General features: G+C 45.2%; 14 protein-coding genes and 1 pseudogene. 11 read left to right on the top strand and 4 right to left on the bottom strand.

Translation table 11 applies throughout. The annotated features are described in order from the left end of the window. Window positions 1-247: 247 nt before the first annotated feature. The 3 genes from MD535_RS01315 (at window position 248) to MD535_RS01305 (ending at window position 2503) form a co-directional block, all read left to right on the top strand. On the top strand, window positions 248-1000 hold the full coding sequence (locus MD535_RS01315; protein WP_265673099.1) for a hypothetical protein: 753 nt from the start codon (window positions 248-250) through the stop codon (window positions 998-1000). Window positions 1001-1163: 163 nt separating this feature from the next. Then, window positions 1164-1511 (top strand): hypothetical protein, encoded by a 348-nt coding sequence (locus tag MD535_RS01310; RefSeq protein WP_265673097.1) that lies wholly within the window; start codon window positions 1164-1166, stop codon window positions 1509-1511. After that, the gene (locus tag MD535_RS01305) at window positions 1511-2503 is read left to right on the top strand and encodes a hypothetical protein (RefSeq protein WP_265673096.1); all 993 of its coding nucleotides are present in this window, start codon (window positions 1511-1513) and stop codon (window positions 2501-2503) included. Before MD535_RS01310 ends, MD535_RS01305 begins: the two co-directional genes overlap by 1 nt. A 38-nt stretch (window positions 2504-2541) precedes the next feature. Here the strand turns inward: MD535_RS01305 and MD535_RS01300 are convergent, their stop codons facing one another. Together MD535_RS01300 and MD535_RS01295 are read right to left on the bottom strand one after the other, a co-directional pair. Continuing rightward, the gene (locus MD535_RS01300) at window positions 2542-2733 is read right to left on the bottom strand and encodes a hypothetical protein (RefSeq protein ID WP_265673095.1); all 192 of its coding nucleotides are present in this window, start codon (window positions 2731-2733) and stop codon (window positions 2542-2544) included. Beyond that, window positions 2730-4274: a recombinase family protein gene (locus MD535_RS01295; RefSeq protein WP_265673093.1), complete on the bottom strand. Its 1545-nt coding sequence runs from the start codon at window positions 4272-4274 to the stop codon at window positions 2730-2732. Before MD535_RS01295 ends, MD535_RS01300 begins: the two co-directional genes overlap by 4 nt. A 61-nt stretch (window positions 4275-4335) precedes the next feature. On the opposite strand from MD535_RS01295, the pseudogene MD535_RS01290 reads away from it, so the two are divergent. Further along, a pseudogene (locus MD535_RS01290) lies at window positions 4336-4539 on the top strand (PhzF family phenazine biosynthesis protein); the annotation flags it as partial. A 97-nt stretch (window positions 4540-4636) separates the two neighbouring features. Next, a complete protein-coding gene (locus tag MD535_RS01285) occupies window positions 4637-5668 on the top strand; it encodes a hypothetical protein (RefSeq protein ID WP_265673092.1) in 1032 nt (343 codons plus the stop codon). 246 nt (window positions 5669-5914) lie between these two features. Here the strand turns inward: MD535_RS01285 and MD535_RS01280 are convergent, their stop codons facing one another. Next, window positions 5915-7342, bottom strand: a complete 1428-nt coding sequence (locus tag MD535_RS01280; RefSeq protein WP_265673091.1) for a DUF2867 domain-containing protein — start codon at window positions 7340-7342, stop codon at window positions 5915-5917. A gap of 265 nt (window positions 7343-7607) precedes the next feature. Here MD535_RS01280 and MD535_RS01275 point away from each other — a divergent pair, with 265 nt between their 5' ends. From MD535_RS01275 to rlmF, 6 genes are all read left to right on the top strand, one after another. Continuing rightward, window positions 7608-8279: an ABC transporter ATP-binding protein gene (locus tag MD535_RS01275; protein ID WP_265673089.1), complete on the top strand. Its 672-nt coding sequence runs from the start codon at window positions 7608-7610 to the stop codon at window positions 8277-8279. Further along, window positions 8260-10713, top strand: coding sequence for an ABC transporter permease (locus MD535_RS01270; RefSeq protein WP_265673088.1), 2454 nt, complete (start codon window positions 8260-8262; stop codon window positions 10711-10713). Before MD535_RS01275 ends, MD535_RS01270 begins: the two co-directional genes overlap by 20 nt. Then, window positions 10714-11829, top strand: coding sequence for a lipocalin-like domain-containing protein (locus tag MD535_RS01265; protein WP_265673086.1), 1116 nt, complete (start codon window positions 10714-10716; stop codon window positions 11827-11829). It abuts the gene before it with no gap. Between the two features lie 339 nt (window positions 11830-12168). Next, window positions 12169-13338 (top strand): Na+/H+ antiporter NhaA, encoded by a 1170-nt coding sequence (gene nhaA, locus MD535_RS01260; RefSeq protein ID WP_265673085.1) that lies wholly within the window; start codon window positions 12169-12171, stop codon window positions 13336-13338. Between the two features lie 231 nt (window positions 13339-13569). Continuing rightward, window positions 13570-14085 carry a YgjP-like metallopeptidase domain-containing protein gene (locus MD535_RS01255; RefSeq protein WP_265673084.1) on the top strand — a complete coding sequence of 172 codons (516 nt, stop codon included), beginning with the start codon at window positions 13570-13572 and terminating at the stop codon, window positions 14083-14085. Next, window positions 14063-15091, top strand: a complete 1029-nt coding sequence (gene rlmF, locus MD535_RS01250) for a 23S rRNA (adenine(1618)-N(6))-methyltransferase RlmF (RefSeq protein ID WP_265673083.1) — start codon at window positions 14063-14065, stop codon at window positions 15089-15091. The genes MD535_RS01255 and rlmF overlap by 23 nt, the downstream gene beginning before the upstream one ends. 3 nt (window positions 15092-15094) lie before the next feature. On the opposite strand, the gene pilW is transcribed toward rlmF, so the two are convergent. Beyond that, window positions 15095-15805, bottom strand: a complete 711-nt coding sequence (gene pilW / locus MD535_RS01245; protein ID WP_265673082.1) for a type IV pilus biogenesis/stability protein PilW — start codon at window positions 15803-15805, stop codon at window positions 15095-15097. Window positions 15806-16006: the final 201 nt, after the last annotated feature.

The raw sequence follows: 16006 nt of genomic DNA, 5'->3' as shown, positions 1-16006 counted from the left end.
GACTTTCAGGATGCTAAATACATAGCGTGTTTGCTGTCAGTCTCATACATGGACTGCACTCAAAAGTGACATAGCTAAGACCTTGTACACCCCTCCGAAACCATACGTCTACTACCTTCCTTGACGACCTTCCTGAAAATCACAATAGAACTAGACATACCAAGGGCTAGAGAAGCAATCGAGGTATTAAAGACACCCTATAGAGGATAAGAACACACACTTAGAACTACTAGAGGAGAGTCAGACGATGGATTTCGACCTGATGATTGATGCATTAGCGAGAGGCGAAGATATACAGTTTCCAAGATGGAGAGGGAAGGAAAGTACACTTGAGGCGGCTCTTGTCTGTGCGAAGTATATAGAACGCCAAGAGGGAAGGTTTGTACCTAACTCTGTTCTGATGGAGTTAAGCGGCTTGAGCATTCTAACTATCAAGGAGATTAGAAACGGTGAGCACTGGGCGTGGTTCGAGTTAGAGCGTCAAGGTTATCGTTTCAAGCCTTGGGTATGGAGACCAAGACCAACAGGAACAATCTTTCATTGGGAGTCATGCAGACGGAAGGAGCTAGATGAAAGGAAGGCTTACGGAATTGATTCAAGAAAGCAGCACAAGGAGAAGGTTCGAAAGCTAGAGAAGACCGTCAAGAAATACAATAAGTACCCACCGAAAACCAGAGCACACAATGTCTTGCGAGAGATGTATCAGAGAAAGCTCAAGAGAAAACCCATTGCCCACACTCTAAGATTTGCCAACGAGGTAGGTCTTGTCGAATGGAATCAAACAGAGAAAGGTTATCTGATTCCTGAGCCTGTCAGTACAAACGCTATACGAAGACGCCTAGACCAAACAACTAAGAGAGTCTCTTGCTCTACTCGTGGATGTAAGAACTATGCAGTGAGGGGTTTTGAGCACTGTGGGACTTGTGAGCCTGAGAATAAGCACAAGCAAAGACCTGATGTTTTAGAGCTGCTAGAGAAGGCTCATTCCAAGAGGAAATAAGAAGGAGTCGGGCGTGAGAACGCCCTCCATTTTGAGAGCCTCTTATACACCTATAAGTTTAAGAAACTGATGGTACTCCGACCCCTTGCCCTGCAAGGGCTGAGGGCACCCCAAAGTAGCCACCCTAGACCCACTAAATTAAACCCAGATACAAGGAATAAAAATGGAGTTATACAGATGCAAAGCACCAAACTGTTACAACACCTTTAAGGCGGAGCAACCCACATCTTTCTGCTCTAGCACTTGCTTTAGTCCATGGAAAACCTACGACCCTAAAACGCTGAGAGCTGACAACCGTGTACACAAGGAGGGGAGAACAAAACAGAAGACCCGCAAGGGTGCTGATGCCAAGACTAACGGCAGTAACCGTAGACGCTACCGTATTGGGGACACTGTGAAATGCGCCAACCCTGAGTGTAGTGAAACTTTCCGTGTTAATGCGGAGAACCACCGCTATCACAGCTACCAGTGCAGACAGAAACACCAACGACAACTCAAGAAGGAAGCATAATGACCAAGCAAACTAAACGCCCATACTGCAAAATAATAGGCTGTAAGCACAAAGCCAAGAAAGGCAACTATGGGTATTGCGGAGCACACAGAAACGATACAGTGCGCTTTTTCAAAACCAAGGTAGGGCAATGGCTGCTTAATCAGTGTAAAGCGGCAGAAAGTCTAGCAGGTTTACAGGGACTAGACGCTCAGGCACTCATTGAACTAGATACTGTGCTGTGGTTGCGCTCTATGCTTGCAGGGTACAAGTACCAAGATGGAGAGTTTAAGCAAATCCGACGAATACACGTATGCCACTTGGCTGCACGTAAGTACACAGACAAGAACGGGTGTACATGGTTTGGAAGCCATCACCCTGCAAACTTACTAGTTGGTTTCGCTGCTCCCAACCAAGCCGCAGGAAACCGACCTTACACAGATGCCCATGACAAGATGCTCCACCCGTGGAGAACACAGGGCGAACGTGCTAAGAGCATCAACAAATATGAGATTACTAACATTCTAGGCAAGGCGGCCATTGAAGAGTTCATAGCAAGTAACCCTAAGCGGGTTGCACCGAAAGCAACGGAGGAGCGAGTAGCTAAGGCAATGGCAGAGGCAGGGGTGCTAGAGATTGGCCTCATGGCGGAACTAGAAAGGATTCAGAAATGGCACAATCGTCCTGAGATTCAAAGCCACATTGACGCCTTAGCCAAGCATCTAGAAGAAGTAGATGGATTCTATGGCACTTTTGAAAGCGCATTGTTTGAGAAGAAGAAGGAAGCCAGTGCGCTGTTCAAGGCAGGGGAAATCTCATCGCTTAAAAGAGCCAAAATGATTGATGAAGAGGCAGCAGAGCTTACAGCTATGGGTACTGTCCACGAAGAGGAAATTAAATGGGAGGTTATCTGGGCACACTGGGAAACCCTGTTCGATAAGATTCGTTTCGAGGCAATACATACATTGATACCTTTTGATAAGGAGCACGCAACGAAACAGATAACAGTATGAGAAAGAACGGGGGCATCACGCCCCCTTAGCTGTTCAGCTTAGAGATGGTCAAGGGTTGAAAGGTGTTGGAGGTCTAGTCGCTCCTCTTGCCTTTGCTCTCGCTCTACCTTGGCTTTCGCTTTGAGGGCTTCACGTTCTGCTTTAGGCATTTGATACCATTGAGCGACAGTTACACCGTATCTAGCAGCTCTGCGCTCTCGTTTTAGCCTAGCTTTGTCCTTCTGCATCATGATTCCTTTAAGTACTTGGATTTTAAATCTGAGATTTCGTTGCGCAACTCTTCTGGGTCAAGGACAATTTTAAACAAGTCGCTTTTAGGCTCCCATTCCCATTTTCGGTTGCTGTAGCTGAGTGTTACGATTCCGTTCTCCATTGTGAACTGCACTTGCTTTGCTTCGAGTAGAGCTAAAATTTTTCGCCTGTAGTCATGCTCTTGGCACTTCTCGTTCCAATGTCGCATCAAAGAGGCAATATCTGTTTTTGGTTGCTCTAGGCGCTGTAGCTCTAGGGCTATCGATTCGTTATCTGCCTCAATAGCTTTGATATCTGTCTTTATTGCTGTTAACTCATCATCGAACTCTGGCATGGAGCCGTGTTGAGCAATGGCTTTAACTATGTTCTTGGTTTGGTTTTGTAGCTGTAGGCGCTTCTCTTCATTAGCTGCTTGCTGCTGCTTGAGATAGGAGAGCTTAGCGCTATAGTCTTCTGTGTCTGTACCTAGATTGAATGCGAGCCATAACCCTAAAGCACGCTCAAGACCTTCTGCATCATACAGCTTGTAGCCATAAGGACAGCCTGTCTTACCTTTGCGTGTGCCTGAGCAAGTGAGGCGAGGTTTACCTCTGGGGCGTGTCATGTGCATTGGCTTGCCACAATAACAGCGTGAGGTACTTGCAACGAATAGGTTGACCGATTCTAGGCGGTTGGCTCTGCGTCCTACTCCTGTGCGTTTGAGTGCTTGTACTGCGTTGAAGTCGCTTTCGCTTACGATAGCTGGGTAGACATTTGGGTGGGCTTTCCACTCACCGATGCAGAGACGGTCAGCTAGCTGTGTGCTTACGTTGGCGGTTGTCCACTCTGTCTTTCCTGCTCTTAGCAATCCACGCTCGTTTAGGCGGGTGGCTATGTGTGTGACACCTTTTCCTGAGAGGTAGAGAGAGAAAACTTCTCGTATAGTGTTTGCGTGCTCGTTGATGCGGTACTGGGGTTCGTTCTCACGGTATTCAAGCCAATTAGGGAGGTGGCGATAGTTTACGGGTATACCTTGGCGCATTAGTGCATCACGAGAGGCAAAGGATTCTTTGATTCGCTTGGACTTAGTTTCGCTTTCTTCGTGTGCTCGTTGCATTACTGCTAGGCTTGATACTAGGTCGCCAAAGTCGTTTATCGTCTTGGTTGTGTGAAGTTTGTTGTCGGTAAGAGTTAGAACGTCTGCACCTGCTGTGATGATGCTTTCCAGTTGGGCTAGTGCAGTTAGAAGAGCTTGGCGACTGAGGCGGTCTAGTGACTCTACCAGTAGCAGACTATTTGATGGGACAGCTCCGCTTTTGAGGCCACTTAAGAATTGCCCTAAATAGCCAGTATTGATGTGCTCTGCACTGTAAGCCGATTTGCCTGCATCTGTCTCGATGGGAGATACTGAGCGTTTATGCTCGGATGCCCAAGCTTGTATTAACTTTTGTTGGCGTCGTACAGAGTCACCTAGCGCTTGAGAGTCTTTGCTGTGACGTATGTATGCGTATATATTTTGATATAATGAGAAATCGTGCATTGTAGCTCTCAGGTAAGTGTAGAGAAGGGTTTAGTTTACTGGATATGCAGTTCTTGTGCTAGCTAGTGGTGGTGACGAAGATCCAGTGACAGGCTCGATACATGCGGGATTGACACCTTATTGGAGCGAGAAACTTGGGAAAACGTCAATGGTCGCTTTTCAAGCGTCGCAACGAAGTGGCATATTGTACGCCGAGCTCTCTGGCGAAAGAGTGCTCGTTTCTGGTGATGCAGTTTTGTTTTCTAAGTCTGAGTTGTACATCTAAAGTCTCGCCAGTAAAAAAGGGTGAGGTTTATCGTTAGTGCTAAGTCGCACATTAACCTATACCTAGTTAGAGACAGGTACAAGACAAGAGCGATAGAATGAAGTTATCGAAAAGAGAAAGTCGTGTTGTAGAAAGTGCGATTGATCAATGGCTGGAGCAGGGTGTTATTACCTCTGAGGATTCTGATAGGCTGAAAGACAGCTATCAAATCGTAAAAATAGATTGGTCGTTGATCGCCAAATACTCATTCTGGATAGCGATCGTTTGTATTGTATTGTCAGTGCTGTCTGTGCTGCTTGATGAATGGCTAATTAAGCTATTTGAGGAAATTTTTACGGCCCCTGATATTGCGAAAAGTGGGTTTTTCGCGTTGATTTCAGCACTGTTTTACACATTTGGCCTTCGTCGTAAGAAGCTTTCTCCGGACAAAATGTTTAGCAATGAAGCATTATTTGTACTGGGAATAATCAGTACTGCAGTGTCGATTTATTTTCTGGGTCAAGTGATTCAAACGGACAGCGTCACTAAGTTAATACTCGTCGCCTCGCTTGTTTATGGCGTCTTAGGGCTTTGGATTCCATCGCTAATCGTTTGGCTATGTGCGTTACTGTCGTTAGGTTGTTGGTTTGGGTTTGAAACTCATCAGGCGAGTGAGCTGGGCTACTTTATTGGGCTAAATCTTCCGCTACGCTTTGTGTTGTTTGGTGTATTACTCATCGCTTCTAGTTCGTGGGCGTTGCGTCGTTGGGAATCAAAAGAAGACTTTGCCATTACGACACGAGCGGTAGGGATGTCAGTATTCTTTGTCTCTATGTGGCTGATGTCCGTATTTGGAAACTATGCTGACTGGTCGGTATGGAGTGATGTTACTCAATTCTCTTTGATTCATTGGTCGGTGCTACTACTTGTTGCGTCTATTGCTTCTGTCTACCACGGCATAAAGTATGATGATGAACTGACGAGAGGGTTTGGTTTGATCTTTATCTTCATCAATCTTTACACTCGTTTTATCGAGTACTTTTGGGAAGGGACACACAAAGCCGTGTTCTTTGCCATTTTAGCGATAAGCTTTTGGTTCTTTGGGACTCGAGCGGAAAAAATCTACCGTATTGGTCGGGAAAGTGAATAACCAGTTGTGATTAACAGGCCCGCTGTCGTTAACAGCATAGTTGCCATTAACAGAATAGTTGCCATGAACAGCATAGTTACCATGAACAAAATAGTTGAGTCGTTCGTTTGTCGTAGCAATAACATGATGTATTGAATCATCGGTGCAGATGAAGCCCCTGTCATCGCCGATGAGACCATTCAAGCATGTTCAGTATCAGGTTACGTAACACGCTTAAATTAAATTGAGCCGAATACGACTTTTGGCTCAGTCTTTTGCTTTATTACACACCGCGCGAACCATACCTTTGAAGATAAATAGATGTGCAGGCATCATGGCAAACCAATACAGTAGGCCACGGAACCCTTGGGGGTGCCACCATGCGGTGATATTTATTTCCCGCTTGTCACCTAGGTCGGTAATCGTGAATTCAAGTCTGCCGAGACCGGGTCCCTTCATACCAAATAGCAGAGAAAGAAAGCCAGGCTCTTCACAACGAATGACTTTCCATGAATCAATGAAATCCCCCACCTGAAGTTGTGGGCCTTTTGGCGCGCGTCGAATAGGGCGACCGCCGCCAAAGAAAATGTCCAACCACTCTCTTGTCCGCCATAGTACATTGGCAAAAAAGTAGCCTTCATCGGGGCTGCCGATTTTCTTCACAACATCCCATAACGCCTGACTGGATTTGCGGGTGGTTAACGTCGCGCCAGTCTTTTTAGGGTAGTAACCATATCCAGCTTGCCAGCGAGTCAGGGCGCTTGGGTCGAACCCCCAAACGTTGCTTAGGACAAAGTCACCTTCTTGCTCAACACTGGACTTTACCGCGTCAGCATAGGAAATTAATGGCTGAGGGTAACGTTTTTGGATTGAAGCCGAATCTGCAATGAAATCATGCTCTAATCCAGCGAGTAATGCTCGCCCTATATTTGATGGCACCGAAGTGACAACGCCTAGCCAGTACGAGGCGAGCTTTGGGGTGAGTAGGCTGGTTGCCCAAAGGCGAAGAGGCTTGTTAACACTGTCACATATAATTTGAAACTGTTGATGGTAGGATAAAATGTCCGGACCACCGACCTCATAAATGACATTGGAAGGCATGTCTTCAGCAATCAAATGCAAGAGATAATAGTTAAGATTCTCTAAAGCGATGGGGTTCGCTTTGGATTCGACCCATTTAGGGGCAATGAGGACGGGCAGGTTATAGACAAAGTCACGCATAATTTCATACGCGGCTGATCCTGGTCCGATAATAACACCAGCCCTCAATTCAGTTACTGCAACCTTGCTGGTTCTAAGTAAATCCCCTGTCGCTTTTCTTGCGGCTAAATGTTCGGAGTTCCCCGTTTGTGGTTGAATCGCACTTAAGTAAATAACGTGCTGAACGTCACTGATATCGAGAGCCTCTTTGACATGACGGGCAAGAGTCAGTTCGTAGTCGAGAAAGTCGTGACCATGAGCCATGCCATGGACAAGGAAAAAGACGATGTCGAAATGTGGTATGAGGGCGAGCGTGGCTTCTCGATTGGATAAATCGAGGTATTCAAATTTCAATTGAGAGTGTGGCATGACACGAGCTTTGAGATACTCAATTTGACGAGCAGCAGCAGTGACCTCATGCCCTTGTTCTAGGAGTTTAGGAATTAATTGCGAACCGACATAGCCAGAGGCTCCAAGCACTAAAATACGTTTCATTCATCACTCCGTTGAATCAATATTATCTGTATAAAACTTAACACGTTTTCTACGGTTTATAGCGCTATTTATTTCCATGCTGTTGTTTCTATTCACTGTGGTTGAGTAAACGAGTTCGTACCTAAGATTTATAAAAAACGATATTTCATTCTTATCTTGCCGTTAAAAGCGAACAGTTCGCCTTTAACGGCCTAAATTGGCTTCCTACAAAAGCCTTTTTAGTGTAGATTCACACTCCAATTTTGTATGTGATTGAAGTGTATTAATGCTTAAATTGTCTGACCTAAGTAAAGGCTATATCGACGGTGGGGAATTTCACCCTGTACTGCAAGGTGCAGAGTTAACATTGTCGCAAGGTGAGCAATTAGCGTTGATGGGTGAGAGTGGTTCTGGCAAGAGTACACTTCTGAATTTGCTTGCTGGTATTGATCGTGTGGATTCGGGTGAAATTTGGTATCCAGACTTCGCGATGCATGATTCTACCGAAAGCATGCGCACCGCTTACCGTCGAAATAACATTGGTCACATATTCCAGCAATTCAATTTACTTCCGACACTGAATGTTGCAGACAACATCCGATTCTGCCGTCAAATTAAAGGTTTACCAGAAGATCGAGGCTTATGGCGTCAGATATTATCTGCATTAGATCTCATGGCATTATTAGGGCGTTATCCAGAAGAAGTTTCCGGTGGTCAACAACAGCGAGCGGCGATCGCTCGTGCGCTTTATATGGAACCTAAAATTCTCCTTGCGGATGAGCCTACGGGGAGTCTTGATGAGCGTAATGCAGAAGCTGTGATGCGCTTGCTGACATCGTTAACCAAACAATTACAGTGCACTTTGTTGGTGGTCACCCACAGTGAAAAAGTGGCCAGCCATATGGATGGGTGTATACGCCTTCAAGGGGGGCAATTGCATGTTATTGCCCGTAGTTAAGGCGCTACTTGGGCATTATCGCCGCCATCCACTGCAAATATTATTAGTTTGGTTAGGGTTAACGCTAGGGGTTTCACTTTTAGTAGGTGTGACGGCGATTAACCATCATGCGAAGCAAGCTTATGCTAGCGGTGAAAAGCTGTTTGCCAATCCTGTTCCATATCGAATTCGACCAAAACACGCGGATACGAAAATACCGCAGGGTTTTTATATCCAATTGCGTCGTGAGGGTTTTAAACAGTGTGTCCCATTTGATATGCACAAAGTCACCTCACAAGATGGACTGGAGTTAAATCTTGTTGGTGTTGACCCGATAGCGTTACTGCAATTAAGAAACTCGGTCACGATCAGTGATATTGCGTCCCAAGACCTGATTAAAGTACCGTCGACGGTAATTGTTAGTGCTGACTTAGCCAAGCTTAAAGGCTGGGTTGCTGGTGATGTGATACCACTAGAGGATGGGGTATTACTCGGACCGATAAAAATCGACAAAAAAAGTGGTATCCGCGGAACGCGTATACTGACGGATATGTCATTGCTGCGTAGTCTTAAGCGCTCTTCCGGATTATCAGTTATTGCATGTGGTGAAATGTCCTCGGAAAAACTCGAAGCTTTGCGTAAGCGCATTCCCAATGGGATGACGCTTTCTCGGAGTTCTCAATCGCAGCTAGAGGCATTAACCAAAGCCTTCCACACCAATTTGACCGCAATGAGTATGCTCTCATTTGTTGTGGGTTTATTCATATTTTACCAAGCGATGTCTTTGTCCTTAGCTCAGCGTCAGCCACTAGTAGGTAGTCTACGTCAGTTAGGGGTGTCCGGCTGGCAATTAGCACAGGCGCTTTGTCTTGAACTCGCCGGCTTAGTGTTTTTGAGTTGGCTAGGGGGTAATGTCTTTGGTTTGCTACTTGCCAATCAGCTTATTCCTGCTGTATCTCAAAGCCTAAGTGACTTATATGATGCGAATATCGGGTTGACGATTGAGTGGAGTTGGCAATGGAGCATTTATAGCTTTTTGTTAGCATTTGCGGGTGCCGTTATATCTTGTGGCTGGCCTTTAGTTCGCCTGCTTAAATCGCAGCCAATTCGGCTTTCGTCTCGCTTATCTTTAATGCGCTTTACTGGTGCTGAGTTCACGTGGCAAGCGTTTGTTGCGTGTGGTTTTTGTGTCGCCGCGATCGCTATTTATCAAGCGCCTAAGTCGCAAAGTTCGGGTTACGCCATTATTGTATTGATGCTACTCAGCGTCGCACTCATCACGCCATTTATTATCTGGAAAGTGTTTACGGGGCTGTCCTTTTCCCTTAAATGGGTCAAGGTAAGATGGTTCTTTGCCGATGCGGCGGCCAGCATGAGTTATCGTGGTGTTGCGAATATGGCCTTTATGCTGGCTCTCGCGGCAAACATGGGCGTTGAAACGATGGTGGGTAGCTTCCGAGATACCACCGATAGATGGCTAACTCAACGTTTAGCGGCAGATATCTATGTTTACCCTACGAGTAATAATGCGAGTCGAATGAGCCATTGGTTAGAGAGTCAACCAGAAGTTGACCGCGTATGGTGGCGTTGGGAAGAAGAAATGCCCAGCAAATATGGCATGATGCAAGTCGTGAGTACTGGCGATTCTGTTGGCGAGTTGGACTCTCTGACGGTTAAAATTGCTATTCCAAACTATTGGTATCATTTACATCACTCAAGAGGCGTGATGATTAGTGAGTCGATGGCTCTAAAACAAGGCTTAAGACCAGGTGATTACCTGAATTTAGGTAAACCGTTAGGTCGCAATTGGCAAGTCATCGGTGTGTATTACGACTATGGCAACCCTTATCATCAAGTGCTTATGTCACAAAATCGTTGGCTCGCTCATTTCTCGGGATCAGGTGATGTTGCCCTTGGTGCGGTACTTAAGGATAAAGACCAATCAGTTTTGGTGCAGCGGCGACTACAGAGTACCTTTAGGTTAAACACCGAGCGTATATATGACAACACGACTATTCACAAAGAAGCGATGCAAACCTTTGACCGTACTTTTTCGATTGCCGATACACTGGGTAATATCACACTGGTGATAGCGGTTTTTGGTATTTTCTTCTCGACGATAGCAGGTGAAGTCTCTAGGCAGCGGCATACGTCGTTATTACGCTGTTTCGGTATTTCAGGAAGAGAGCTTGTGCTGATGGGCGGCCTGCAATTGTTGGTGTTCGGATTGATTTCCGCCGCCATCGCGATGCCGTTGGGTATCGCCTTAGCGCAGTTAATCGTCGATATTGTTATTAAGCAGTCCTTTGGTTGGTCTTTGCAGCTACAAATTGTGCCGTGGCAATATTTAACGTCATGTTTGTGGAGTATGTTGGCGCTGGTGATCGCTGGCGCGATTCCGGTGTTAAGACTCATTAGGAATTCACCGATCCACTCATTAAGAGATGCGTTGTAAATGAATCGACTGCAGAAACTTATTTTTTCATGTTGCTTAGTGGTGGTCGTAGCGGTGTCATTTGTTGGGATCCTTAAAGAGGATGAGCAACGCATCACTCGCTCGAAAACATCCCACATCAATACGATATTTGGCTCCCCGGGCAAGAAAGTTTTTGAACCGGTATTGCCTGATCGTGTCGTGACATTACCGAAGGATTTTCGCTTTCACCCCGAGTATCAACATGAGTGGTGGCAACTTGTTACGAAATTGACCGATGAGCACGGACAAACGTATTGGATGAGATGGCGCTTCTTCCGCTATGCCAGTGATGATCGAGTGAAGACAGGCTGGGAAGATCCACAAATTTATATCTCTAACGTCGTGTTGACTAGCCATCTTGGTATGTTTACCGACCAACGAATTGCTCGCGGTGGTGTAGGCCAAGCGGGGGGCGTGAGTCGGCCCTTTAGAGTATGGATTGATGACTGGTCTTGGCGTTCTTTATCGAACGATCCTATGCCTGGTAATTTAAAGATCTCGACGGAAACATTTAACGTTAACTTGCAGTTTGAACGTAACGGGCAGTATGCGGTTATCGGAGAGAATGGCTATCATATAAAGCATGATCTTTTACCCCGAGCCTCTTACGCGATTGAAGCGCCATTTATTAAGTCTTCAGGACAAATTTCGCTTCCTAATGGTAAGAGCTTTAAGGTGACAGGCAATGCTTGGCTCTCAAAAGAGTGGGGCAGTGAATTGGTGGGTGGTAATTACGTTGGTGAAGACAATTTTATTGTAAGACTGTCCGAGAAACGTGTTCTTATGGTTAGCCAGTACCGATATAAAGATAATATGCCTTTCGTCAGCGCAAGCGTGATAGATGATGACGGACACGTTACCACCATTGACAATGATGCGATTACGCTAAAAGCGCTTAAGTTCACAGAGTTCAATGGGGGAGCTCGCGTGCCTTTAAATTGGAAGATCAGCATACCAAGTCATGATATTGACCTTGTCATTAAGGCTGGAAAACAGGTGAACTGGGTTAACTTTGTGGTTCCTCAGTGGCAAGGCCCAGTCCGTACTAGAGGTTCACATATTGTTTCCGGCTATATTCAACTGAGCGGCTACTAGTACAAACACCCCAGCCTTAGGACAGTTCGCAAGCTTCCATTTATCTAAAAAATGTTGTTACTCAGCAACATTTTTTCTTTTGCTACTTTTTTTCAGAATTTTCTAAATCAAGATGATATTGACAGCCGTACAAGCTACGCAGCTGTTTGTCATCACCAGCATCTTTCTGCACTATACTATTCATAGTTGGTGTATTATTTTATGGATATCTCGAATAGTTTCCTGTTAATATTCGGTTATTCCTACAATTAACCTCCGTACAATCGATTTTTTCTGTAAATTAACTAGATATAGAATCTAACTATTCAAACAAAACGAATAACTATAAAGGGTTTATCTATGAACGACGTCATTCGTGACTTTTTTAAGATGGAATCAGCAGGTGGTATCATCTTGGTGATTACAGCTGCGATTGCGATGGTTGTTGCTAACTCTCCTCTCAATGAGCTTTATCAAAGCGTACTTCATACCTACGTGTTTGGTTTATCTATTTCTCACTGGATCAACGACGGCTTGATGGCGGTATTCTTCATGTTGATCGGTCTAGAAGTAAAACGAGAGTTACTAGAGGGTGCATTGAAGTCTCGCGAGACTGCGATTTTCCCAGCCATTGCTGCAGTAGGCGGCATGGTCGTTCCTGCACTTATTTACGTTCTCTTTAATTCAGGCGATCCTGAAGCAATGAGCGGCTGGGCGATTCCAGCAGCAACGGATATCGCTTTTGCTCTTGGTATTATGGCGTTACTTGGTAACCGCGTACCGGTTGCACTTAAAGTATTCTTGTTGGCGCTAGCAATCATTGATGACCTAGGTGTTATGGTTATCATTGCGTTATTTTACACCAGTGACTTGTCAACACTTGCCCTTACAATTGGCTTTGCAATGACAGCACTGCTGTTTGCGCTGAACTCGAAGCAAGTGACAAAACTGCCAATTTACCTCGCGGTTGGTTTGGTATTGTGGGTCAGCGTATTGGCTTCTGGTGTCCACGCAACGTTGGCTGGTGTTGTTCTTGGTTTCGCTATACCGCTTCAAGGTAAACCGGGAGAGCACTCTCCGCTGAAACACATGGAACATACACTCCATCCTTATGTGGCTTTTGGTATTTTACCGATATTTGCTTTCGCGAACGCAGGCATCTCGCTGCAAGGCGTATCAATAGAAGGTTTAACATCAATGCTACCTTTGGGTATCGCAGCAGGTCTATTGATTGGTAAACCTTTGGGCATCTTTACCTTTAGCTGGGCTGCAGTGAAGTTTGGCGTGGCTAAGCTTCCTGAAGGGATTAACTTCAAGCAGGTGTTTGCAGCTAGTGTGCTATGTGGTATTGGTTTCACCATGTCGATTTTCATTGCTTCACTTGCGTTTGTGGGTGTTAGCCCTGAATTTGATACCTACGCAAGATTAGGTGTCTTGATGGGGTCGACGACTGCGGCGATTCTTGGTTACGGCTTACTTAATGCCTCGTTACCAAAGGAAGCAGCACCTGAGCCAAAAGAGCAATATTAAATCCTCAGGAATAACTTGATGTAATTAAGCCCAACTTCGGTTGGGTTTTTTTTGTCTTAGAGGTCATGGTGACGTTAGCTTGCGGTGACTGTGATGGGGCGTGCAGACTGATTTTTATCCAATGGTGTTCACTTTCGCCCTTAGGGTGAGATAAAGGTAAGATATTCCTCTAATCGCTTTCTTTAGATAGGATGCATCGCTAGAATGGCGCTTCTTTATAAGGGGAGTTCAATGCACCAATCACTGAAGTATATCACGGGTTATCCAGCAAACCTGATTGAGCAAGTCTCAGGATTAGTAGAGTCGAATCGTTTTATCACGTGGTTTGAGCAGCGTTACCCTGACACGCACCAAATAAAAAGTGAAAAGGCGTTGTTTGATTACACGATGCAAATCAAACAACGATTTATGAAAAAAACGGCCCCAATCACTAAAGTGGTTTGGGATAGCAAGATTCATCTGATTAACAATGCGCTAGGTCTGCATACTTACGTCTCCCGAGTTCATGGTGGGAAGCTGAAAGCAAAGAATGAAATCCGTATTGCGAGCATTTTTAAAGATGCCCCGGAGCCTTTACTAAGAATGCTAGTGGTGCATGAACTGGCTCATGTTAGGGAGAAAGAGCACGATAAAGGGTTTTACCAATTGTGCTGTCATATGGAACCTAACTATCATCAGCTTGAGTTTGATGCCCGTCTTTTTATGATTTACAAAGAGTTGATGAATGAAAACGCCAAAAAACGTTAACAAAAATACCGCTGAAGAGTTGCAAACGACGCCTGTTATCGAGAAACGAGCGGCGGCGGGCCTACATAAAAATAACCGACATCATGGGCGCTATGACTTCGATGCTTTGGTGAATGTCGTTCCTGCATTGAAAGCGGTCATGACGAAAAATCCCAATGGCGAAGATACGATATCGTTTTCTGATCCTTTGTCGGTTAAGTTGCTTAATAAAGCGCTACTTATGTCTGAATATGGCGTTGAGTTTTGGGATATTCCGGAAGGGTTTTTGTGCCCTCCAATTCCAGGGCGAGCAGATTACATTCATTGGTTAAGTGAGCACTTAAACCGAGATCTAGCCAAGCCCGGTGCAAAAATCAAAGTGCGCGCGCTGGATGTAGGCGTCGGGGCTAATTGCATTTACCCTATTATTGGTGCATCGCAGTATCACTGGAACTGGGTTGGTTCAGAGATAGACGCTAGTGCCATTGAAGCTGCAAGACACATTGTTGATAATAATCCGTCGCTGGCAAAAAAAATCGATATTCGTCAGCAAGCGAACCCAGATACAATTTTTGAAGGGGTGATTCACCCTGGAGATTTCTTTGTTGTCACCACGTGCAATCCACCGTTTCACAAATCATTAGAAGAGGCGAAGCAGGGCTCGGAACGTAAAGTTAAGAACCTTGGGCAGAACCGCCAGCAAAGGGGCAGTAATGCAGCATCAGTTGAAACATCAGCCCTTAACTTTGGTGGACAAAAAGCTGAGTTATGGTGTCCGGGTGGCGAAGCCGCATTTGTCGCCAAAATGGCACAAGAGAGTGAGCGTTTTTCTAAGCAAGTGATTTGGTTTAGTACCTTACTTTCCAAAAAAGACAATATAAGACCACTGACCAAAAAACTGGAGCAATTAGGCGCGACAGAAATTGTGATACAAGAAATGGCGCAGGGTCAGAAAAAAAGCCGTTTTGTCGCATGGAGTTTTATGTCAACACAGCAGCGAAGTCAGTTTGCTAAAACGTTGAAGTAAGCGTTACTGAGAGAGCAATGATTGGTACTTCTTGACCATTGCTCTATTGCCTGCTTTCGATTCAAGGTCGATCAACACCCTCAAACTTGCCTTTTGATAGCCGTAGCGTTGGTTAAATGCCAACAAACGCAGACGAGCTTCTTTCAATTGATGGTTTTTAACCTCTATAGCCGCGAGTTGTATTGTCGCGTTTGGGCGTAGAGGTTGGTGATCAAGCGCTTTAACAAAATATGCTTCGGCTTTCTTTAGGTGGTTCGCCTTCAGCGCACACAATCCGGCATTTTCATAACTTGATGAGACTTGATAATAAAAAGGCTGCTCAATGGCTTGGTTAAAGTAGTGTTTTGCTTTTTTATAGTCCCCTTTTTTACACAGAAATGTCCCGTAGTTGTTTAAAACAGTTCCGTTGTTGGGGTAAGCGTTGGTCGCTCGTTCATAGGCGTGTTGTGCTGCTTTGACATCTCCAACAGTTTCATAGTAATAGGCTAGGGTTAATTCTGTGCGATAGTACTTAGGCGCATGTTCTATTGCCTTTTCAAAGTTCTGTTTTGCTCGGGCGTAATCCCCTTGCTTCATGTAACCGAGTCCCAACTCAATACGTGATTCGGCGATAGCAACTGGGTCTTTTTGCACATTATTCTTACTTTCATCAACCGTCACGCAGCCAACTAAAAGTGACATTACGATTAAAGCGAATGTCTGCCACTTCACCATGTTATTTACCTTTTTTGAACGCTCAATGTTATAAGCTCATGCTCTACATGATAAGCACTTAGACTCTTATCCGGTGTGGTTGAGCGCACCAGTGCGAGTGAACGCTCAGAAATAACGGACGTTGTAAAAGCAAGTTGCTCATAAAGTAAGCGAACGAAGTTAGAATAACGACTCTAATCTATATCTGGCGTATGAACTTCG

It is taken from the genome of Vibrio qingdaonensis (assembly GCF_026191675.1).
Lineage (GTDB): Bacteria > Pseudomonadota > Gammaproteobacteria > Enterobacterales > Vibrionaceae > Vibrio > Vibrio qingdaonensis.
The sequence above is the reverse complement of the archived record's forward strand: the minus strand, read 5'-3'. Positions and strand labels throughout refer to the sequence as shown.